Here is a 21,672-nt window from a genome sequence, read left to right as displayed (position 1 = left end):
TTCTAGAACAACCAGTGCTTTCGCTGTTTTCGTGGTATTTCAATTCCGCCAATATCAATCTGTTCACCATTCAACAAATCCCGAGCGTTGGTTGCAAAACGTTCAGGATATTTCGAATTCATTTCATTTAATACTTCGTAGGCCTTGGTCATAGCAAAGCCCCGATTTTTCAGCGTATGTGCATCTGATGCGACAACTTGAACCAAACCACACTTAACGAATTCTTTTGCAGTTCGCTGCACTTGTTCCCCAAAAGTACCAACTAAACTCGTGGCCGTAACCTGTGCCAAGACCCCATCCTCAGCCAACTTGTATAATCGTTGCGGTTCGGCAATAATTTGAGCATTCCGTTCAGGGTGTGCAATGACCGGGGTAATCCCCTCACAAGACAATTGAAAAATCATCTCATCCAAGTAACTTGGTACCATCTCGTGGGGAAGTTCTAGCAATAAATAGTGTCTACCGGTATCTATACCCAACAAATCGTCCACTTTTTCCATCAACTGACCATTTAGATGTACCTCTTGACCAGGAAAAATGGTTAACGGAATATCATTTACATCTAGCTCTGCTTGAAATGCCTCAACCGCCGCTACCACATCACCGGCATGATTGAGATAGTGACGATCCATATGATGCGGTGTCGCTAAAATATAACGAATTCCATCAGCAACCGCCTGTCGTGCTAATTCCAATGACGCTTCTAAGGAAGGTGAACCATCATCAATGGCTGGTAAGATGTGGCAATGTAAGTCAACTAAATTATTTATCTTCATCACTGTAATACCCGTAGCCACTGTTATAGCCGTAGTATCCGTGATGAGAGCTATCACGAACATCGTTCAACACTGTACCCAAAATGTTAGCTTGTGATTTCTTTAATGAATTAACAGCATCACGAACCGCTGCTTTTTGGGCTACACCTTGGCGAACAACTAAGACCGTGCCATCAACTTTATTAGCAAGCAATTGTGAGTCAGTCACCGGCAAAATTGGTGGTGCATCAACGATCACCAAATCTAATTTACGTGTTGCCGAAGTTAAAAACTCGGTCATTTTGTTACTACCCAACAGTTCGGCCGGGTTAGGTGGCTTCGGGCCACTCGTCATCACAAATAGATTGCCAATGACGGGATGAATTGCATCATTCACATCGTCCATCTGATTGGCTAACCATGAACTTAATCCCTTATGGTTTTTAAGGCCAAATGTCTTATGAATCGTTGGTCGTCGCAAGTCAGCATCGACCAGTAAGACTTGCATGCCTTCCTTGGCATACTCCACTGCTAAGTTACCACTTACTGTCGATTTACCCTCGCCAAGCATGGCCGAAGTCACCATCAAAGTTCGTAGCTTATGGTCAGTAGCCGCAAAATTGATATTAGTTCGAATTGTTTTAATCTGCTCAGTAATGACCGACATTGGTTCATTAATCGTCGTGAGATTAATTGGGGCCGTAGTCGTTATATTCTGTTCTTTACGTTTAAACATCTAACACCCTCCTAAACTCGTTTCATCGCTTGTGACGATGTTCGATCATTATGCGTATGATAGCCACCATTCAGATTCAAGGCCTGTTTCTTCATTGAATGGTGATGTTGATGGTTAACCAAGCCTAAACTAGTCAATCCTAATTCATCAGTTAAGAAATCAGCGTCGTGAACGCGGCGATCAGTGAGCATCCGAATCGCTGCATAAACAAGTCCTAATAGTAAGCCGACAACTAGCCCAATCAACATATTCAGCGGCTTCTTCGGCGATACTGCGCCATTTGGCGTTTCGGCCGGAGCAACAATCGTGACGTTGTTGACCTTAATAATCTTTTGTACTTGATTCTTAAAACTACGAGCAATTTGATTAGCAATCGTCGCACTAGCTTTTGCATCAGCATCAGTCACTGCAATCGAGAAAACCTGTGAGTTGGTCGTGCTTGTCACACTCACTTCACTTTTCAATGTATTCAGTGAACGCTCAATACCATAACGTTTGCTTAATTGTTGCTTAGCTGGTTTTAAAACCACCTGTCCAGCAATTAATTCTTTGTAGGTCGTAATCATCTGAACATCGGCCTGCTGCCCAGCGTACTCAGTAGCGGCATTAGTATTCTTACGGTTAACCAAAATCTGAACACTCGATTGGTACTTAGGCGTAATTACAAAGAAGGTCAACCCTGCGGCAACTATCAATCCCACCACCGTAAAACTGACAATTGCACGCCAGTACTTACGGACAAGCCGGATAAAAAAGTCAAAACTTACTGCTTGATCCATCATTCACTCTCCAAAATTAACTAGATTAAAACCACATTTTATGTAACGTCATTAAAATAAAAAAAAATAATGCCGTTTCAACACAATCTGTAATCAAATATAACATCACATCAATATTTGTCAATGTAATATGTCATTTTATTGTATGTAAATAGTTGTTTTCAGTGCAGCATATACAAGTTTATACAAATTTTATGGAAATCGATTCGAAGCATTGATGCAAAAGGAATCTTTCTTTTTTAAAATAGTGCCGTTTATTCGTGTAATCGGGTATTGTACTAGATGTTTGATTATATTTATTAATTAATATGGTTTATAATTAATGCTTAATAGTCATAATTAGTACGTCCCACGAAAGAGTGTGATTAATATTTACTACAATGTTGAGCCCTTACGTTCCAATGAAGAAATCACTGACTTCGTTAATAAGGCTCGGAACGGTACGCACGGTGAGCGTAACGCGTTGTTAATTCTAATTGGTTTAAATACTGGACTCCGAATGAGCGATATTCTTAACTTAAAGGTCGGACAGATTCGCTATCACGATATTGTCCACATTACTGAAAAAAAGACCAAAAAAAGGCGTGTGATTTTACTCACACGCCTACGTCCACAAATCAATCACTATATTAAAGATTTACCAGATAATGAATATCTTTTTACCAATCGACAACATCAGCCGCTAAGTGTTAATGCCGTTTATAAACTTTTCCAAACCATCGCCCGTAAAATGCACCGAACCGATATCGGTACCCATACACTCCGTAAAACTTTTGGCTACCATTATTATCAGCAAACCCACGATATTGGAACTTTGATGATGATTTTCAATCATTCTAGTGAAGCAATTACAAAACGGTATATTGGGCTCAATCAGGATGTTATTTTAAAACAAATGGCGGGCTTCTCATTAGGGATTGACATGCTACCTGGCATCAAAATTTCTGATAAACGATAATATTACTATGGTATACTTATATAATTGTTATTTATATTTCATTAAAGGCGGTTTGAATCACTTTGAAAGTCAGTCGATCAAAGAGTACAATGTTGAATTCCTCAATTTTAACATTAGTGCAAATCTTTACAATTCTTGTCAAGTTCATTACACAAACAATTTTCATTAAATATCTTGGAAAAGAGTATTTGGGGCTTAACGGACTTTTCACCAATGTACTTAGTGTCCTGTCCTTCGCTGAGTTAGGTGTTGGGAGTGCTATTGTTTTTTCTTTATACGCCCCACTTGCTAAACGTGATGAAAACTCAATCAGTGCACTAATGAATCTTTTCCGGAAGGCCTATAATGCTATTGGTATTATTATTGCGTTTGCCGGAGTCGTCATGATTCCGGTTCTTCCCTACCTAATCAAAGATTATAATGATCTTACACACGTTTCTTTATACTTTGTTTTATATATCTCTAATTCTGTCGTAAGTTACTTTTTCACTTACAAACGCTCACTACTTATTGCCGATCAGAAAGAATATATTAGCGCACTTAATCAGCTTAAATACACTGCTTTACAGGTAGTCCTACAAGTTGCTGTATTATTCTTCTTTCATTCATATGCTTACTACTTAATTGTTGCCATCATTACCACGCTTCTATCAAACTTTACTATTTCAAGAAAAGTTGACCGCCTATATCCATATTTAAGTAAGCACAGAGATCTAAAAGTCGATACAAAATCGATACACATCATTCGCAATAACATTGTCGGTATGGTAGGGTCAAAAATTGGTAGTATCGTTGTCCGCTCCACGGATAATCTGTTATTATCGGCTTTCATGGGCATTTATATCGTTGGTATTTATTCTAATTATTTGCTAATTGTCACTAGTATCAGTAGTGTTTTTACGAAATTGATTAGTTCTGTTACCGCTAGCGTCGGGAATTTGATTGCAGAAAATAACAAGAAGCGAACTTTTGACGTTTTCAGGACTCATTATACGATTAACTTTTTCATCGTCTCAGTCTCCGCTGGGTGTTTACTAGTCTCTCTTAATCCATTTATCAAATTTTGGGCTGGAAAAAGTTACACACTAGCCCTCTCAATTGTCATTATCATTGTCTTAAATTACTTTTTTGATCAATTACGTCAAAGTAGTTTAACATTCATTACCGCCTACGGACTTTTCGTTGCTAATGGCAAAAAATCAGTTGTTGAGGCCATCATGAATTTTGCCTTTTCTTTCACACTACTCGTTGGGTTCCATCTTGGAATACGTGGTGTACTTCTAGGTACCATACTAACTAATTTAATCCTTAATTCTTGGTGGGAACCTTTGTTGCTATTTAGAGCGGGATTTGGATTCCGTAAAAAGTACATGCGATTTTATTTAATTAACTACTGGTTAAGTAATTTAGCAATTCTATCTTTTATATTTGTCGGATCACAATTTATTTTTTATTTGGATACCTACATTCATAATTCTAACTTTTTAATTGCTTTGATTAACTCTATTCTAATGCTTATTCTTCAGTTAATTTACTTTACTATTTTTTATTCACGTACCTCTGGTTATAAATATTTACTAAAAGTCGGAAAACATCTATTACTACGAAAACACTGATTCAACTATGATTTCTTTCGGGTAAACATAAAGGTTCTGGGATTCCATACCATTTGGAATCCCAGAACCTTTATATTTTTACTACTGTAAACTCTTTAAGAATTCGTTCAATGCATCTTGCCAGGTTAGTATCTTATAACCAGTGGCTTTAGCCTTATCCAAATTCATCACTGAATGCTGTGGCCGGTAAGCCTTTTGTGGGAATTGTTCAGAAGTAACTGGTGCTACTTCAACATCAGTGTCCTTCAAAATTTCCTTCGCAAAGTCATACCAAGTAGCTGTATTATCGTTACTTAATTGATAGGTCCCTGAAGCGGCTTCAGTTTTCACCAGGTGGGCCATAAATTCTGCTAATGTTCGCGTCCAGGTTGGCCGTCCGAGTTGATCATTGACGACTGTCAACTTGTCATGCGTCTTTGCTAAATTCTGCATTGTGAAGACAAAGTTATGCCCAAATTCACCGAAAACCCAGCTAGTCCGAACAATATAGTAATCAGCACCGCTGTGACGAACGGCTTCTTCACCAGCCCACTTAGCACGCCCATACTCATTCTTGGGGTTGGCTGGATCATCTTCTAAATATTCACCTTTATTAGTGCCATCAAAAATGTAGTCAGTAGAAACATAAACCAATTTAACACCCTGTTCAGCTGCTACTTGGGCTAAATTTTTTGTTCCATCAACATTGACCAGCCAATTGAGGGCTTTGCCTTCATCTTCGGCCTTATCAACTGCTGTGTAAGCCGCACAATCATATAAGACCGCTGGTTGTAATTCGGCAATCTTAGCTTTGACTGCGTCTAAGTCTGTAATATCCAATTCTTTTTCAGTCAGCGCGTCAAATGCAATCTCTTGTTCATTTAATAGTCGTTGTAACTCATGACCTAACTGACCATTGGCACCAACAATCATTACTTTAGCCATTTTCATTTCCTCCTAAAAAATAAGCGAACTGTCAATCGACACTCCGCTTATTCAAAATCTTCTGTGTTTTTATTGCCCGTTCTTGGCGTAGTTTGATTCAACCTTGTTCTTATCTGCTTGCCACCAGTCTTGATGGTCCGTATACCAATCAATCGTTGCTTTCAAACCAGACCGGAAGTCAGTAAACTCTGGCTGCCAACCTAATTCCGTGCGCAACTTAGTTGAATCGATTGCATAACGTAAATCATGGCCGGGACGATCCTTAACAACATCATAAGCATCTTTAGGCTGACCCATTAATTCAAGAATCATTTCCAAGACGTCCTTATTGTTCATTTCGCCATCGGCACCAATCAGGTAGGTCTCGCCAATCTTACCCTTGGTTAAAATATCCCAAACGGCCGCAGAATGGTCGTTCGTGTGAATCCAGTCACGAACATTTTTACCACTACCATATAATTTCGGCCGAATACCACTTAAAATATTGGTAATTTGGCGTGGAATAAATTTCTCAATATATTGATAAGGGCCATAGTTATTTGAGCAGTTTGAAATAGTGGCTTGTAAGCCAAACGAACGCACCCAAGCCCGAACTAAGAGATCACTGCTGGCCTTAGATGAAGAGTATGGGCTGGAAGGCTTATACCGACTAGTTGGTGTAAACTTCTCGCCAACACCCTCACCATGGCCCGGTAAATCTTCCCGTAATGGTAAATCACCGTATACTTCATCAGTGGAAACATGGTGGAAGCGTTTGTTAAACTTATGTGCGGATTGAATCAGCGTATAAGTCCCAATAATATTCGTTTCGATGAATGGCCATGGATCCTTCAATGAATTATCATTATGGCTTTCAGCGGCATAATGGACAACCGCGTCAGTTTGTTGCATTAATTCATCAACTAAGGGCGCATCACAAATGTCACCCACAACTAATTTAACCCGGTCGCCTAGAATTTCTTCCAAGTTGGCCCGATTACCAGCATAAGTTAACTTATCTAACACGGTAATCTTGACTTCGGGATGATGATTATAAACATAGTGAACAAAGTTAGAACCAATAAAGCCGGCACCACCGGTAACTAATAAGTTTTCCATGACGTCTCCTTAAATTTCGCCGTAAACAAACGGATTATTCTGTTCAAATTCTTTGAAGGTCTGTTGTTTAGCATCCTTATCAGAAGTAATAGCTTGATCGTAGTCAATAGGCCAGTTAATGTTTAAATCTTTATCCATAAAGGTGATTCCACCATCAGCTTCAGCATTGTAGTAGTTATCACACTTGTATAAGAAATTAACATTATCAGTCAATGTCACAAAGCCATGGGCAAAGCCACGGGGGACTAACAATTGACGGTGGTTACTTTCAGAGATAATATAGCCTTCCCATTCCCCGTACGTAGGTGAGCCAGCACGAACGTCCACAATAACATCAAGCACGGCGCCAGTCACTACGCGAATCAATTTAGTTTGCGCTGCCTTGCCACGTTGAAAATGCAGTCCCCGCAAAACACCCGCTTCAGCTGACAATGATTGATTATCCTGAATGAAATCAAAATCAATTCCAGCTTCTTTGAAATCACGGTCAGAGTAAGTTTCCGTAAAGAACCCGCGCTTGTCACCAAAAACTGCTGGTTCAATAATCTTAACATCTTGTAACTTAGTCGTTGTTACCTTTAATTTGCCCAAAATTTAAGCCCTCCCAATTAATCTTAATAAGTATTGACCGTAATCATTCTTCTTCAATGGTTGCGCCAATTCATACACTTTATCAGCATCAATATAGCCCATCCGATAGGCCACTTCTTCCAAACAAGCCACCTTTAAATTCTGTCGCTTTTGAACGGTAGCAATAAAACTACTTGCTTCTTGTAATGAATCATGGGTCCCAGTATCAAGCCAGGCAAAACCACGACCCATGAGTTCAACATCTAACTCATTATGTTCTAAGTAAACTTTGTTGATATCCGTAATCTCCAATTCACCACGTGGTGATGGTTGAATATTCTTCGCAATATCAACGACTTGATTATCATAAAAATACATTCCCGTGACGGCATAATTACTAGCTGGATGGTCTGGCTTTTCAACAATGGACTTTGCATGCATATTTTCATCAAAGTCAACGACACCAAACCGCTCCGGATCATTGACATGGTAACCAAAGACCGTGGCCCCCTTCGGCTTAGCGCTAGCATGTTGAAGCATCTTAGATAAGCCGCCACCATAATAAATATTATCACCTAAAATAAGGCAGACTGAATCATCTCCAATAAAATCAGCACCCAAAATAAAAGCTTCAGCTAAACCGTTCGGCTTTTCTTGGACAGCATAGGATAGCTTCAAGCCCAAATCATGACCATCGCCTAACAGTTCTTTGAAGCGTGGCGTATCAACAGGCGTTGAAATAACCAAAATATCTTGGATTCCTGCCAACATTAACGTCGATAACGGATAATAAATCATTGGCTTATCATAAATCGGGATCAATTGTTTTGAAATCGCCCGTGTAATTGGATACAGCCGTGTACCAGATCCCCCTGCAAGTATAATTCCTTTCATCTATAAAGACACTCCTCTAAGATTTTTTCCGTCTTATCGACTTAATTGCTATGAGAGTTAATAAAATAACCAAACCAATTATTATTAACAAAGCGCTCAAATGAGCGTTCGCGGTACTTTTACTACTAGTCACTACTTTGGCTACTTTATACACCTGGTAAATAATGACACTATTGTTACTCGGTGAATGGTAATAACTAGAATACTCAAACAAATTAAAGTTTTTATAGTTATTTGGTATTATTTTATCAATCTCGACATTAGTGTTCGGGAGATAAGACTCAGCATTAACTTTTATAATTTTACCACTGCTGTCCACGAGCTTCACATTATTTTGGATAACTTTTCCACTGTTCTTAGCAAATTCGTGTTTTGAAATTCCAGAATTCAGATTCATCACTTGTGGAAAACTCTGTGCAACCAGTAAAAATTTATTATTAGTCTGATATTGAACAGGAACCAAAGTTTCATTCTTAGTGGCCCAATAGACGACTTTATCCACGTTACCCTTGCGATAGAGCAATGCAAACGTCGATTTATTGTGATTCATATCGATTCGTTTTACAAACCGATATCCCTTTAGGTTTTTGAGTAAGTAACTAATATACTTTGCCACTTTCTTCTCAGAGCCATTTTGTCGATACATTCCCCAACCAGTGTCATTACTATCCTGCAAATTAAACATCGAAATCAAAGGTTGACCCATACTATCTAAAATGAATATGCTCCGAGCATCATACTTGGCTTGATCATCCTCAGATACTTTCCCTTGCCATGAGGATTTCGTTGTATATCCAATTTCCGTTGTAACCGTTGGCATCTTCACTCCAGAATATGCCTGATCATTACTTAACAGTTCTTCAGGCAACCCTGTTTGATAAGGATGATTTGACACTGCACTGGCATTTTGTGTCAGCCCATTGTTCCTTGCGTGCACAAAAATAGTATTGTTTTTGGCAGAATATCCTGAAAACACACCTGTGAGGAAAATACCATTCTTTGTATATGTCCGAACTGCCGTTGCAATAGTTTGGTCAAAACTAACCCAATCCTTAACTGTCTTAGCACTATCTTGATTAAACCAATAATATCCGTTTGGTTCGTTCCAACCTTCCCAAACAATATTACTACCCGCATATCTCTTTACAGTATTTACAGCTACCCTCTTCATGATATTAATTAATGTAGTTGAATATGTCAGATCCGGGTAAAGTGATTGCCAAGTGTTAGCTTCTGGATTATGTGACCCTGATACAAAATATACAATAGGTGTCAAACCAACTTGTTTAGCCAACTTGATTGCATAATCCATCTTGTCGTAGTTATATGATCCAGAAAGGGGCGTAAGTTCCGGGTCAATTCTAAATGGCACTCGTACGTAGCTAAATCCCATTTGTTTCGCTTTTTGGTACTGCTTTAAAGTTGCTGTCTTATCACTAACTGATGAATTATCAGTTAACGTGCTTGCATAAATTCCTAATTTACCTGTCAACGGCTTATCCGATAATGTCGCCGCGGAAGCATTCTGACTTTCAGCTAACCATCCAAGAAATACAACTAGCAGACAAACTAATACTCTACCAAGTAAATTGATGTAATCTCTCAAACATTTCATAAGCAATCAGCCTCATTCCAAAGTTATTGGGATATTTATCATCACTAATGCCAAAATGTGTATATAATCCACTAGGGCCCGTAACATCATCGGTATGACTAATCTTTGTAATATCTACATAAAGTACGTTTTTCTTGTGCTTATGAGTCTCTTTTTTAACGGCAGAGTTATACTTTCGGGACGTTTTATTTTCTCCCCAAGCTGACAACACTAAAATAATTGTGTTTGGTTTTTGCGTATGCACTTTCACAATTGTCTTATCTATAAGCTCAGCCGTTTGCTTTGCGCCGTACTTCTTCTCAATCCCCAAATTTTCTAATTCAATTGAGATAATTTTATCATGATTGGTAATCGATTTTGCAATTTGAGTGCTGGTACGGTTAGATAACTTAGATATTCTAGTCGTCTTTTTGACAGGTGTTCCGCCCATACCTTCTTTTAAGTATCGATTAAACATGCTTGTATACGTATCCCGATTGGTAAGCGCATATGCACCATAGGTCATTTTTGCCCCAAACGCATGGTAATGATACGTTCCTCTATTCTGATACTGATCTCTCTTGATATTATCAATAGCAGCATATTGCTTGGTCGTTAATTTAGGATCAATCAATGGACTACGAAAATCAGCAAAATGATTGATACAGAAAAACACTGCAATGACTATGGAAAGTATCGTAATAACAATAATGTCACGACGTCTATTTTTCATGATGTTTACTTCCCTTCACCACAGTTTTACGATTTGAAACTAGTTGTGTTTTCCTGTATCCCAACAACAATACAAAGAAGTAAATAAAATTAGGAACATAATAATATTGATCCGGATTGAAATTTACTGTTATAAAGGAGGAAACACTTAACGCTAAATAGAAAAACTTCAGATTTCTATTTGGTGTATTCCGTATCACCTTGAAAACTAGATATACATTTAATGCGAAAAATGCAATGAATAGTAACAATCCGTTCTCAATCAAAACATTGTAGTACAAGGAATGTATCGGCAAATCTACGTAACCAAAGTTATAGTATGAGTAACTCTGCCATTGCCCAATACCAACACCTGTAAATGGATGATGAAGTACTCCGGTATTCCACGCATTTACATATTGCTTAAATCGTTCCCCAGAGGTGTTACCACGATCAATGAATAGTTTCTGAATAATTGGCTTGTGAAATACAATCAGCAATAACGCCAGAAACACAGCCGCACCACCGATAATCTTCTTTTTGGATATTGAAAAACGACTATTCTTATTTTTATATCCAATGAATACAATCACAAATGCGACCAACATTCCCAAATACCCAATTCGCGTCAATGTCAATAGAGAGAAAACTGTTGTTATTCCCAAAGAAAATAAACTAAATAGATTTTTTTGAGTGACAGTATTATATAAACAGATGCAAAACAATAATACGCCCAAGTTACCTGCTGCATTATTGGACCCAGCCAGTCCAACCACTCTTTTAACATTTGTAACGCCTTCAGTATAAACAATTGATTGCGATAAATTACCAATTAACAATGTTTTGCCTGTAATATATTGAAGAATAGACAATACACCATTCAGAATTGCCAAATAATTGAAGTTATATAAAACCTGATTTAAATTAATTTTATTCAAAGAAGCGGTTATCAAGTAAATCATCATGATTGACAGATATGTTCCAAACACAATTGTAAAGTTAGGCCAATCCAAGATGTCACGAAATACGAATACTTGCAAAAGAACGCCCACAATCATCAATACACTAAAATATGCTACTGGATCTTTTAGATTTATCTTTCGGGAAAACAGATAGACAGCTAACATTGCCAACAAAACAACCGTTGAATGGATATGCATACTTGCTATACTACCGAGTATGCGAAAACGAATTGTTGTGAGCGCTAAACTAAATGAGAGTAGCAATAGAAATGGTACTAACTCAATTATTCTTGATCTATCATGCTTAAATAGAAATGAGTTAGCACAAATAAACATGACGTAATAAACTAGCATTAAAATTAGTATTTTCATTTGAACCCCCAAATAATCGTTTACAACCTATACGCCTGCTGAACATCCAGCATCTGTGGAATCTGAATAGCCATTGTTTCACGTAGCTGTTTAATAAAATTCCTATCCAACGCATTCAATTTTTTTAATAATTCACCTTGAGAGCTATACTTACCTTGATAATCATCCGTAAAAAGCATCTCTGCACCGACATGACGACTTAATAAAACCGGCACTCCATTTGTCACACATTCTATTGGAACAAATCCAAAGGTTTCTTCCCAAATGCTTGGAACAACAACAACATCTAAATTGTCCAAAATATTGGTGAGCTCACTAGAAATATATGCACCCTCGTTATAAACATTCTTAACGTTGAAATTGTGCCGACTAGCGTCACCAAACAAGTGCAATTCTATGGTTGAATTAGAAGCCTTCTTGAACATTTCTACTAACTCATAAACACCTTTTGCTGGTGTAAATCGTCCCAAATAACCAACACGGATGTTTTGCGATTCTACCAACTTATTTGGCTGTTTAAGATTTCGTTTACGTATATTACTATTGGTTATTGGAATAACCATATACTTCTGATCCTTTAATTCCGGCATATTTTGGAGAAAAACGCCTTGCGAAACTCGACTATTAAAATGAAAGACATCAACCATTCGAAACATTGCCCGATAGTGTTCAAATAATTTCCTAAATTCGGTGTCTATAGTTACAGTCTCATTCACCATCTTATTATCGTTACCCGGCTGCTCATTTGACCTGAATTGTGAAATAAAGTGAGCAATCTTTTTGAGCTGCACATAGATTGGTAGCTGAAAAACACGTAATTTCATTGTTGAAGACGACTGTGACCCGAGCCGCTGCCAGAACGCTAATTGACTATCAACCTGTTCATATGCGAAAGAGCGTCCAAGTTGCGCATCAAAGAAATCTGGCACTGGTGATAATCCAAAATAATCGTGAGTTGTGTATACGATTTTCAGGCCCAATTGCTTTGCAAGTTGTAAAAATTCTATTGGCAATCCCATGAGTGTGTGAATGTGAATAATATCTACGGCTATATGCTTAAGAAATTGACGTATCCCACTAACATCAACATCTCCACCCCAAAAATCTTCGGGTGTCTTAATTCCTCCAGTTAGTGGTAATGGATAGGCATTCACTAATTGATAAACCTTTGAGTCACGAGTTTTACTGATATGAATTCGTTTATTGGAAGTAAGCTTTAGTGGGTATAATTGCAAGCAGGTGTCCCCGTTCAGTTTTTCTGCTTCCATTAAATCCTCTACATACTTCGTAAGTCCCCCACTTCGTAAAGGTGCCGGTCCGAGGTAATAATGCAAAATCCTCATGACTTCTGTACCTTTGCGAATAATGCTTCATATTGTTCCACAATACTTTCCCAGCTATAAGAACTGGTAATGCGGTACTTAGCAATTCGTGCATAACTGTCAATTGCAGACTCTGACAGTGTCTCTACCTGTTCAATCAAATTACTCAAACTACCGGTATTTTTAGACCAATATAAGGCCCCTTCACGAGCGACCTCTTTATTAAAATCAACATCAAAAAGAAGGTTCATCTTAGTGCTTCCAAGTGCTTCTAAAAGCGAAGGATTTGTCCCACCAACTGAATGACCGTGGATATACGCGAAGGCATTGCACCGGATAGCTGTTAGTAACTCAGCATCATATACGGTCCCTACAAATTTAATCCGCTTATCATCATCAAAATGTGTTTTCTGTAGTAAGGCTTTATAAAACTTATTCTGTTCAACATTCGAAATGATCACTAATTGCTTATTCGTTTTGCTCAGCTTAAATTCTTTCAAGATTGTTTCAAGATTGTTTTCAGGGACAAACCGGCCAACCACCAAATAGTACTGGTTCCGTTCAATATCAAAACGCTTAAACCATTCATCCAACTTTGAATTCTCTATGCTACTTTGTTTTGCAATATAAGAGCCATAAGAAATAAACGTGGTATCTGGTTGATACGAACGATAATCATGTTTAATATATCTCTCAATCCCCTCGCTATCACAAATTAGTAAATCTGCATGTTTGACCATCAATCGCTCAGATATTTTCCAATACCGACGAATAGCCGCATTCCATTTTGCACGCTTCCATTCGTGTCCATCTGGATTAACCAGCAAAGTACCGTTGTACTGAGCCAGTTCTTTCTTATAGTGATTAATAAACGGACCAATTCGACATGCCAAGACATAGATAATCGGTGAATCAATATGATGTTCTTTAATGTAGTCCAGACTAGTGCGCAATGCTTTCATATCATACAAAAGTGCTTTGGCTGAACCAATATTTGGTACATTAACGTTGAAACAAGTCGCTTGATTGACCATAAATGTATCTGAATCGGTATCCGCATTCATACATGCAACATAGTAATTAATATCTGAATTCTTTCTCCGTTGCGTTAATTCATCCACAAAAGTTTCAAAACCACCATATCGCGCTGGTATTCCTTTTGAACCAACAATAAAAACATCTACTTTTTGAGACATATCCTTACTCCAATCTTGATTTTATAACTTTTGCAGGTGAGCCAACAGCAACAGAATTATCTGGAATATCCTTTGTAACCAATGCATTAGCCCCAATGACGCATCCAGAACCAATCGTCACACCGTCTAAGACAACTACTCCAGCACCCAACCAACAATTATCTTTGACAACAATTCCACTGTGGGTGACCCCTTGTGACCGAATTGGGATTTTATCATCACTGTAATTGTGGTTTTCAGCGTGCATACGCACGTTTTGCCCCATGATGACATTACTCCCAATTTCAATACCGCCTGCCGCACCAAAAAACGAAAACTCACCAATACCCGAGTTTTCACCAATTACAAATCCTTTACCTAATTGTTTGAGTGTCCCACTACAACGAATTTGTGTATAACGACCGACCTTGACATTATCTCCAATAACTAATCCATTTACCGATGCACCATCTAGCACCACGTCCTTTTCAAGGGTAACGCCTTTCCCTAAGTGAATATTTGCCATATCTCGAACTTGAATTCGGGTTGAAATAAACGAAGGAAACTTGGCATGCGTCCTAAACCTTATCACTCCCCACACAATCTGTAGAATCCGATTAAGTGATTCGTGAAATAAAACAGCCAACCTTAAGTGTTCGTCGATCTGATACGATTCATGTTTGATTTTTGAGATTAAGAAATTAACGATTTTTCGCATCTTTAGACAACTCCTCAATTACTGAATATACCCGAGCACAATTATTACCATCAATATGCGTAAAATAACGATGTCGTAGTTTCTGTGATACTTTCTCTTCACCAGCGATATAATCATGTAAAGCGACTAACAACTCTGATTCTGTTTTACATACTGGTCCAAATAGCTGCGTATCAAAATCAAGGTATGAGCCTCTGTCCTTTAAATACCTTTCTTGGTCAAATTGATAAAAAACAACTGGCTTGTTCTGGTACAAAAAATCCCAACAAACACTAGAATAATCCGTTATCAACAAATCTGACTTAATAATTTCATCAGAAATATTTCCAAAGGCAAACTCGATACGATCGATGTGGCCAATTTGTTTTTTAAAAGTGTTCAAATATGGTTCACAGAATGGATGAAGTTCAACGTGCAAAATAACATGATGTTTGGCAACTAGTTGATATGTTCTAGGGTCTTTTAAAAATGCCACGATTTTTTGAAAATATTCGGTGCTTTCAAATTCACTTTGTTCGCTTCCATAATTCCATTCCCGCCAAGTAGGCAAATAAAGAATCCGAGTTACGTGTGAATGACTTTTACCCTGCATAGTCTCAAACAATCGATCATACCTTGCCAATCCTGTATCAATAATTAAATCATCCGATAAATGCCAATATTGTTGTTTAATTTCCCGACCTACCTTCGACGCAACCACATATCCGTCTGCTGGCTCGATTTTCGAAGTCCAACCAACCTTTTTTAACCCATCTATTCCATGATCCAAATAGATACGAATAGGTTGCATGAATTTGAAGTGAAATGCTAGTGGAGCAATATCAGTACTTGATGAATGCGTGTAAAGTGCGCACTTGGCAGTGAAATAGTCAAAATATCCTTTGAAAGAGCCAATTCTGTTAACATTAATTTGCTTACTCAGCGCATTTTTCTGTTTGGAATACCAAATCACATTTTCTGCTGAGACTGACTTATTGTTAACTAAGAATTCATAGAATGCTTTCCCATTATCTTCAAATAACTCACCAGAATGTCCCCCAATTACATATCGTTGTCGCTTAATAAAAGGAAGCATAACTAACGCAGCCAAATACGCAATAATCAGTACAGGAAGGTACTTTATCTTACTCAGGCGAGAAGCAAAAATATTTGTCATTAATTCCACCCCTGAATACGCTCATTAGAAATTTGCCCCAACCTTCCAGTCCAGCCTTCTTTGATCAGTCGAATAATCATCCGCATTCGCTTTATTCCAGCCTTGTTCTTCGGCATATAGAAAAAGAAAACATATATCAAATAAGTCATGATATTTACTAGATATAGAAACTTGTTTGTGACAATATTATGTTTTTCAAAAAAAACTCGATTACGAATCGTATAGCACGCATTAAATAATTTGGTGGTTGTGAAAACAGTCTTGAACATGGGAACCGGATTCTTTCGATACCATGATTGTTCCATATCAGTAATCAGCGAATGTGTGTCAGTTAACATATGCATGCCCAATTTAGTCATCCGGTAGGTAAATTCATTATCATCGGAATACAAGTATAATTCCTTATTTGGATAACCAATTTCTTTCAAAACTGTCCGAGGAAGGAGTAATCCACCATATGGAACAGTTTCACATTGAATTAAGTTCATTTTATTGCTAACTGATTTAATGTTTGAATTTTTCCAACCCAACTTTTGTGAAATGCTAAATTCGAAGAAACTATTTGATTGGTATCGTTGATACCCTCTTGCTTTTAGCTCAACGCGATCCTTACGAAAACTTGAAAAGATTAGATTGTTTTTGCTTTCCTCATAATCTTTTAGCAGGACTGACAGTGCTGAACTATCAGGTAAATTATCATCGTCCAACATCCAGACATATTCACTTGCTTGCTGAGTTGCAAAAAACTTTAACCCTTCGCTAAATGCCCGTGCTGAACCCATATTGCTTGAGAAATAAATATTATGAATGTTATTACTATCAAATTGTTGCTTGCGCTTCGGATAATTCCCATTCCAGACAATAATAATATCTTGTACATTCTCCATCTTCTGAATTGCACTAACTAATTTAGAAACGTATTTTTCACGATCGCCATAGGTTACAGTTAGTACAGAGACTGTTCTAGCCATTTCAATACTCCTTTAAATTAAAAGTCCGCACATCCCTACTTCTTGCTATCAACACTACTGAAAATCTTGTTAGCTACATATTCGATTGGGCTATTTTTTTGATAATAATTGCTCATTAAGACAACACCTGTTTTGCCAGATTTATCCATTTTGAAATAAGTTTCATACCCATATCCACCCCCGCCTGTGTAGTAGGAATTTTTAGTACTATATACACCGCCGTTGTAATGTGGTCGACTTTTACTAGTTTGCCGCAGTACCGCCAGATTGCCCTTGGAAATAATCTTCCCACGTGCAATTGCAGACTCCAACGTATATAAATCTGCAGCTGACATATACATGTTCCCTGACCCTATTGCTGAATGAGCCTGTCCTTTGGTTCTACTTTGTACGTTGTGATAATTAACGATATGCTTATTTGAACTCTTGTTAGCATAGCCGAGAGTAGAATACTTTTGTTTTGAAAAGTCATTGTAGATGAAACCAGTTTGCTTAAGCCCTAAGTAATTTTTTATTTCGGTATTGAAATTGCTTTCGTAGGATTTTCCAGTAATCTTTTCGATAACACCTGCAAGCAGATTATAATTTACCTCTGAGTACCGCCAAACATTCATTTCAGAAGTACTGTATCTTATGTTATCAACATAATAATTCAACACATCATTATCAGTCATTGATTTTTGTGGTGCTAATCTGCTAGACAAACCGGAGCGCATCTGTAACATGTCCAACAATGTTATATTCTGTCCACCAATAATTTTAGGATAGTATTTTGATATTGGATCTGATAGTTTTGCTTTATGATTCTGAATTAGTTTCATGAGCATTACCGCAGTTATTGAATTTTGCACACCATTGATCTGATAGATAGACTTAATGTTATTTGTCCAACCTGCCTGATAGTTTGAATACCCGTTACCTTCAAAATAAACGACCTTATTGTTTTTAACAACTAATGCCGTCCCCACAAAATTCACACTATGTAGTAACTCAGCATATTTATTATTATTTTTTTCGACTGTTTTAATTGTAGTTGTCGCCACATTATCTGCACTAATACGATTGACTTGTTTTTCAATTAGCTGAGAGGTAAAAATAACAACCATTGTAATAACCAATACTGAACTAATAATAATTACACTTAAGATCGGTAACCTAACTTGCCTTTTCGGCTTTTCAGTCATCCCTTTGCTCTTCTTGAAATTCACACTTTACGCCCCTTTATACAATACCTACAACACAAAAATACGCACTCTAAAGTACGATTATATCAAAAATTTGATGAATAAAAAAATCTTTATAAAAATATTTACAAACTATACTGGAACGTGGTCTTCTCACAAAGTAGAAATTATAAAGGAATTTGAAACATTGTCTATTTAAACTATGTAGCATAAAAGTAACCCAAGATATTACTGGCTAAAGAAAAGCCAGAATCCTGGGTTACTGTTTTTAGATAATTTTGCGCCCTAACTCAGGCAAGAAACTATAGACATTATTCGAATCTTCTGTCACCCGCTACTCTTAATAATACTTAGTGATACGCCATCCTGAAAGCACATATTTTCCTAATGCAGACACATATACCCAATTTGTGATCCGGGCTTGTCCCCAGTCAAGCGAATCCATAGATAGATCATCTGGAACGATAAACTGATTCTGATTAAAATCGGGTGGTGTAATTTCACCATTTGTTGAGCGATTAATCACTGTTAAATACGCATTGTGCAACTCAGGATTCACGATAGTTGTTGTTCTTGGCTTATCTGTTGAAGCTTGTAGCAAATCCACTAAACCACTATCTCCCAATTCCAAGCTTTCATCTGTCGCATGCAGTTGCGTTCCCCAGTCTTTTGACATCGAGCGCCCAATCTCATAGTATATTCCATCTTGGTATCGTAAAATCACGCTGCTCCCAGTTCCCTTTACAATACTACCACTCAACTGTATCGTTTCAGATGTACGAATACTTGTATTACTATCACCGATAATAATCGTATATACTTGACCACTAATCGGATTAGTAAAATCTGTAATTACAGTGCCCACGGTATTTGCTGTTCGAAAAGTACGACCAAATCCAATATTTGGTTTAACACCATCCTCTAGCGGTAGAATATCATCAAATTGGCCGAATTTTGCACCATTAACACCACTTGCTACCATCCCCATGTTACTATCAACTTCATCTTGCTTAACAATAGCTTCATTGCGTAAAAACAGTCCTGCAATGGTTAAATTGGTCGTGTATAAAAATCGAACTGGGCCGCCATATTCAGTGAAACCTGCAACAAGCGTATTTGACACAGCATAGGCACGATATTTCCCCCAACCTGTATTGCCAACGTTTTCTCCCAAGGTCAATGAATGAGTACAATTATACCCTGAGCAACCAATGAACTGATTTGCATTACAAATCACAGCTCCTTCATTGTCTTCATAATAGTTTCGACGATATTGCATAAACCCATCCCCACTCACATTCACCGCACGACATCCAATCACCTTATTATCTACAGCCATGCCGATTGAATTCTTCGCCGGGATATTATCTGAAATAATGCCAAATCCTAAATTACTCATTCCCATGGCTAAACAATTAACAAATGTTGTTCGTAGTGCCTTGGAGATAAATCCATGAATGCCATCATACGACTCACAAGAATCAACTACTGTGTTTGAAACCTCGCCATCATATGATTCAATTAAGAATCCATGCTGAACCGGAATTGCCAAGCAATTCTTAAAAGAGATTGCACTCAATGCCCCTCGAACATCGAAACAGTTTGTAAAATCAGGATTATTTACGACACCAATTCCAGTTATGTTCGTTCCTGAGCTACCGCCAATAAGGAAAATACCTCCACCACGAATAACAGAACCAGCTGTTAAGTCACCTGATTTATAATTTGGTTTCACACCAACCAAATTCAGCATCTTATTAATTTTTAGATTTTCCGACACAAAGTAATTTCCAGCCGGAAAGTACAAAGTATCTCCCTTATTCGCATCCAAAATAATTTGATTCAAAGTCTTGATATTATCTGTTTCTCCATCTGCAACGACGCCCAATTGTACAACATTTTTAAAACTCGTCTCTTCACCCATTACTTCACCTCATAATTTTTTCTATAGAGTCAACCCTGTACAACATCATTATTTAAGTCAATTGTAGGACCTACGTAGGCCAATTTGTTCATAATTCGTTGTGTAAAAACAATGATTATCTTAAATACAATTTTTGTCTTAGTATCTATAAGTTTTAAAAATTCCACTTATTCATAGTCCCTTCTCCTTCCGCATGTTCTATCAAGTAGTTGTGCTTTTTATCTGAAATGATAAAATAAAAGAGTATGTAATCTGCTGTTAGTTGCATTCTTCATAACATGTATCTTGAATAGATTGCACCCTAAAGCTATTACTACTATTTCTAAACAATTATTTGATAAATTAATTATAATCCTTTTAGATAAAAAATCAAGATAATGTTATCCAAAAAGATAAAAAGGAGGAAACGAAAATGACTATACTAGAGCGAATCAAAGAATTATCAAAGTCTCAAGGATTATCACTACAAGCGGTGGCTGTAAAGGCAGGTATTGGTAAAAATAGTATTTATAAATGGGATACACAAACTCCCAGCATTGAAAAAATAACAAATGTTGCTAACATTCTTCACGTCTCAACAGATTATCTTCTTGGATCAACAGATAATCAATCAGCAGCCCCTAAACATCAACAAATTGACCTAGAGGACGAAAATGTCATTATGACATTCGAAGGTAAACCAATACCCCCTGAGGATATTGAATTAATGAAACGCCTTTTGAGAGGTAAAAATACTGATGAATAACTATCTTCAAAATGTTCTATCTTATGCTTTCAACCAAGGGATTGGAATCACTTTGTGTCGTGACTTCTCCCCATATACGCCATCTGGCGCAAACCCTAAACGCAAACAAATTGTTATTAATATGAAATGGTATAAACCACAACAACTTCCGTACATTGCTGCTCATGAAACAGCACATGTTTTAAATGAGGATTCTGGACTCTTGTACTTCAGCGGTACAGCCAAAACTTCCATTGAAGCTAAGGCGAATCGCGGCGCAATTGATATTTTGATTCCAATTTATTTTCAAGACATTGAAAAAGAATGTGTCGATATGTATGCTTTCATAAACAAATTTGAAATTCCCACATTTATGGAAGACTATGTTTTTCATAAAATACATGATTTTTATCATTAGCTCAAATGTTCAGCATTGGATGTAATTATAAATCGGTATGCCTCCCAAAAACACCCTAAAACCAAAGTAAATTTCAATCTCTTCGTTCATTAAATGCCTATAAATCAAAAT

At 37.4% G+C, this 21,672-nt stretch carries 21 protein-coding genes; 4 read left to right on the top strand and 17 right to left on the bottom strand.

Annotated features, from left to right (window positions below):
• Positions 1 to 2: 2 nt before the first annotated feature.
• The 3 genes from ACWQAU_RS13925 to ACWQAU_RS13915 are packed head-to-tail and all read right to left on the bottom strand — an operon-like array spanning position 3 to position 2,273.
• Positions 3 to 776, bottom strand: a complete 774-nt coding sequence (locus ACWQAU_RS13925) for a tyrosine-protein phosphatase (RefSeq protein WP_027822000.1) — start codon at positions 774 to 776, stop codon at positions 3 to 5.
• Positions 763 to 1,491, bottom strand: coding sequence for a CpsD/CapB family tyrosine-protein kinase (locus ACWQAU_RS13920; protein WP_011101299.1), 729 nt, complete (start codon positions 1,489 to 1,491; stop codon positions 763 to 765). Before ACWQAU_RS13920 ends, ACWQAU_RS13925 begins: the two co-directional genes overlap by 14 nt.
• An 11-nt stretch (positions 1,492 to 1,502) precedes the next feature.
• Positions 1,503 to 2,273 carry a YveK family protein gene (locus ACWQAU_RS13915; protein WP_027822001.1) on the bottom strand — a complete coding sequence of 257 codons (771 nt, stop codon included), beginning with the start codon at positions 2,271 to 2,273 and terminating at the stop codon, positions 1,503 to 1,505.
• 358 nt (positions 2,274 to 2,631) lie between these two features.
• Here ACWQAU_RS13915 and ACWQAU_RS13910 point away from each other — a divergent pair, with 358 nt between their 5' ends.
• Positions 2,632 to 3,228 carry a tyrosine-type recombinase/integrase gene (locus tag ACWQAU_RS13910; RefSeq protein ID WP_027822002.1) on the top strand — a complete coding sequence of 199 codons (597 nt, stop codon included), beginning with the start codon at positions 2,632 to 2,634 and terminating at the stop codon, positions 3,226 to 3,228.
• A 62-nt stretch (positions 3,229 to 3,290) separates the two neighbouring features.
• Positions 3,291 to 4,844 carry a lipopolysaccharide biosynthesis protein gene (locus ACWQAU_RS13905; protein ID WP_027822003.1) on the top strand — a complete coding sequence of 518 codons (1,554 nt, stop codon included), beginning with the start codon at positions 3,291 to 3,293 and terminating at the stop codon, positions 4,842 to 4,844.
• 81 nt (positions 4,845 to 4,925) lie between these two features.
• On the opposite strand, the gene rfbD is transcribed toward ACWQAU_RS13905, so the two are convergent.
• The 14 genes from rfbD to ACWQAU_RS13835 all read right to left on the bottom strand — a co-directional run bounded on the left by rfbD (position 4,926) and on the right by ACWQAU_RS13835 (position 20,419).
• Complete coding sequence (rfbD, locus tag ACWQAU_RS13900) at positions 4,926 to 5,768, bottom strand: dTDP-4-dehydrorhamnose reductase (protein ID WP_003646252.1); 843 nt, start codon at positions 5,766 to 5,768, stop codon at positions 4,926 to 4,928.
• A gap of 69 nt (positions 5,769 to 5,837) precedes the next feature.
• A complete protein-coding gene (gene rfbB, locus ACWQAU_RS13895) occupies positions 5,838 to 6,866 on the bottom strand; it encodes a dTDP-glucose 4,6-dehydratase (RefSeq protein WP_003643249.1) in 1,029 nt (342 codons plus the stop codon).
• Positions 6,867 to 6,875: 9 nt separating this feature from the next.
• Positions 6,876 to 7,457, bottom strand: coding sequence for a dTDP-4-dehydrorhamnose 3,5-epimerase (gene rfbC, locus ACWQAU_RS13890; RefSeq protein WP_003644155.1), 582 nt, complete (start codon positions 7,455 to 7,457; stop codon positions 6,876 to 6,878).
• A gap of 3 nt (positions 7,458 to 7,460) precedes the next feature.
• A complete protein-coding gene (gene rfbA / locus ACWQAU_RS13885) occupies positions 7,461 to 8,330 on the bottom strand; it encodes a glucose-1-phosphate thymidylyltransferase RfbA (protein WP_003646253.1) in 870 nt (289 codons plus the stop codon).
• Between the two features lie 16 nt (positions 8,331 to 8,346).
• Positions 8,347 to 9,945 (bottom strand): glycoside hydrolase family protein, encoded by a 1,599-nt coding sequence (locus tag ACWQAU_RS13880; protein WP_027822004.1) that lies wholly within the window; start codon positions 9,943 to 9,945, stop codon positions 8,347 to 8,349.
• Positions 9,908 to 10,657 carry a hypothetical protein gene (locus ACWQAU_RS13875; protein WP_003646255.1) on the bottom strand — a complete coding sequence of 250 codons (750 nt, stop codon included), beginning with the start codon at positions 10,655 to 10,657 and terminating at the stop codon, positions 9,908 to 9,910. Before ACWQAU_RS13875 ends, ACWQAU_RS13880 begins: the two co-directional genes overlap by 38 nt.
• Entirely contained in the window at positions 10,647 to 11,969 is a 1,323-nt protein-coding gene (locus ACWQAU_RS13870) for an O-antigen ligase family protein (protein ID WP_003646256.1), read from the bottom strand. The genes ACWQAU_RS13875 and ACWQAU_RS13870 overlap by 11 nt, the downstream gene beginning before the upstream one ends.
• Positions 11,970 to 11,989: 20 nt before the next feature.
• On the bottom strand, positions 11,990 to 13,237 hold the full coding sequence (locus ACWQAU_RS13865) for a glycosyltransferase (protein WP_027821176.1): 1,248 nt from the start codon (positions 13,235 to 13,237) through the stop codon (positions 11,990 to 11,992).
• A 71-nt stretch (positions 13,238 to 13,308) separates the two neighbouring features.
• The gene (gene cps2T / locus ACWQAU_RS13860; protein WP_044430140.1) at positions 13,309 to 14,487 is read right to left on the bottom strand and encodes a beta 1-4 rhamnosyltransferase Cps2T; all 1,179 of its coding nucleotides are present in this window, start codon (positions 14,485 to 14,487) and stop codon (positions 13,309 to 13,311) included.
• Between the two features lie 4 nt (positions 14,488 to 14,491).
• Entirely contained in the window at positions 14,492 to 15,184 is a 693-nt protein-coding gene (locus ACWQAU_RS13855) for an acyltransferase (protein WP_003646259.1), read from the bottom strand.
• Entirely contained in the window at positions 15,168 to 16,340 is a 1,173-nt protein-coding gene (locus ACWQAU_RS13850) for a CDP-glycerol glycerophosphotransferase family protein (protein ID WP_027821174.1), read from the bottom strand. Before ACWQAU_RS13850 ends, ACWQAU_RS13855 begins: the two co-directional genes overlap by 17 nt.
• On the bottom strand, positions 16,340 to 17,311 hold the full coding sequence (locus tag ACWQAU_RS13845; protein ID WP_027821173.1) for a glycosyltransferase: 972 nt from the start codon (positions 17,309 to 17,311) through the stop codon (positions 16,340 to 16,342). The genes ACWQAU_RS13850 and ACWQAU_RS13845 overlap by 1 nt, the downstream gene beginning before the upstream one ends.
• A gap of 35 nt (positions 17,312 to 17,346) precedes the next feature.
• On the bottom strand, positions 17,347 to 18,519 hold the full coding sequence (locus ACWQAU_RS13840; RefSeq protein ID WP_050482325.1) for a serine hydrolase domain-containing protein: 1,173 nt from the start codon (positions 18,517 to 18,519) through the stop codon (positions 17,347 to 17,349).
• 316 nt (positions 18,520 to 18,835) lie between these two features.
• Complete coding sequence (locus ACWQAU_RS13835) at positions 18,836 to 20,419, bottom strand: glycosyl hydrolase family 28-related protein (protein WP_044430132.1); 1,584 nt, start codon at positions 20,417 to 20,419, stop codon at positions 18,836 to 18,838.
• Positions 20,420 to 20,831: 412 nt separating this feature from the next.
• Here ACWQAU_RS13835 and ACWQAU_RS13830 point away from each other — a divergent pair, with 412 nt between their 5' ends.
• Complete coding sequence (locus tag ACWQAU_RS13830; RefSeq protein ID WP_027821389.1) at positions 20,832 to 21,164, top strand: helix-turn-helix domain-containing protein; 333 nt, start codon at positions 20,832 to 20,834, stop codon at positions 21,162 to 21,164.
• On the top strand, positions 21,157 to 21,561 hold the full coding sequence (locus ACWQAU_RS13825; RefSeq protein WP_003646265.1) for a M78 family metallopeptidase domain-containing protein: 405 nt from the start codon (positions 21,157 to 21,159) through the stop codon (positions 21,559 to 21,561). The genes ACWQAU_RS13830 and ACWQAU_RS13825 overlap by 8 nt, the downstream gene beginning before the upstream one ends.
• The last annotated feature ends 111 nt before the right edge of the window (positions 21,562 to 21,672 follow it).

The organism is Lactiplantibacillus sp. 3062 (assembly GCF_055413545.1).
The sequence above is the reverse complement of the archived record's forward strand: the minus strand, read 5'-3'. Positions and strand labels throughout refer to the sequence as shown.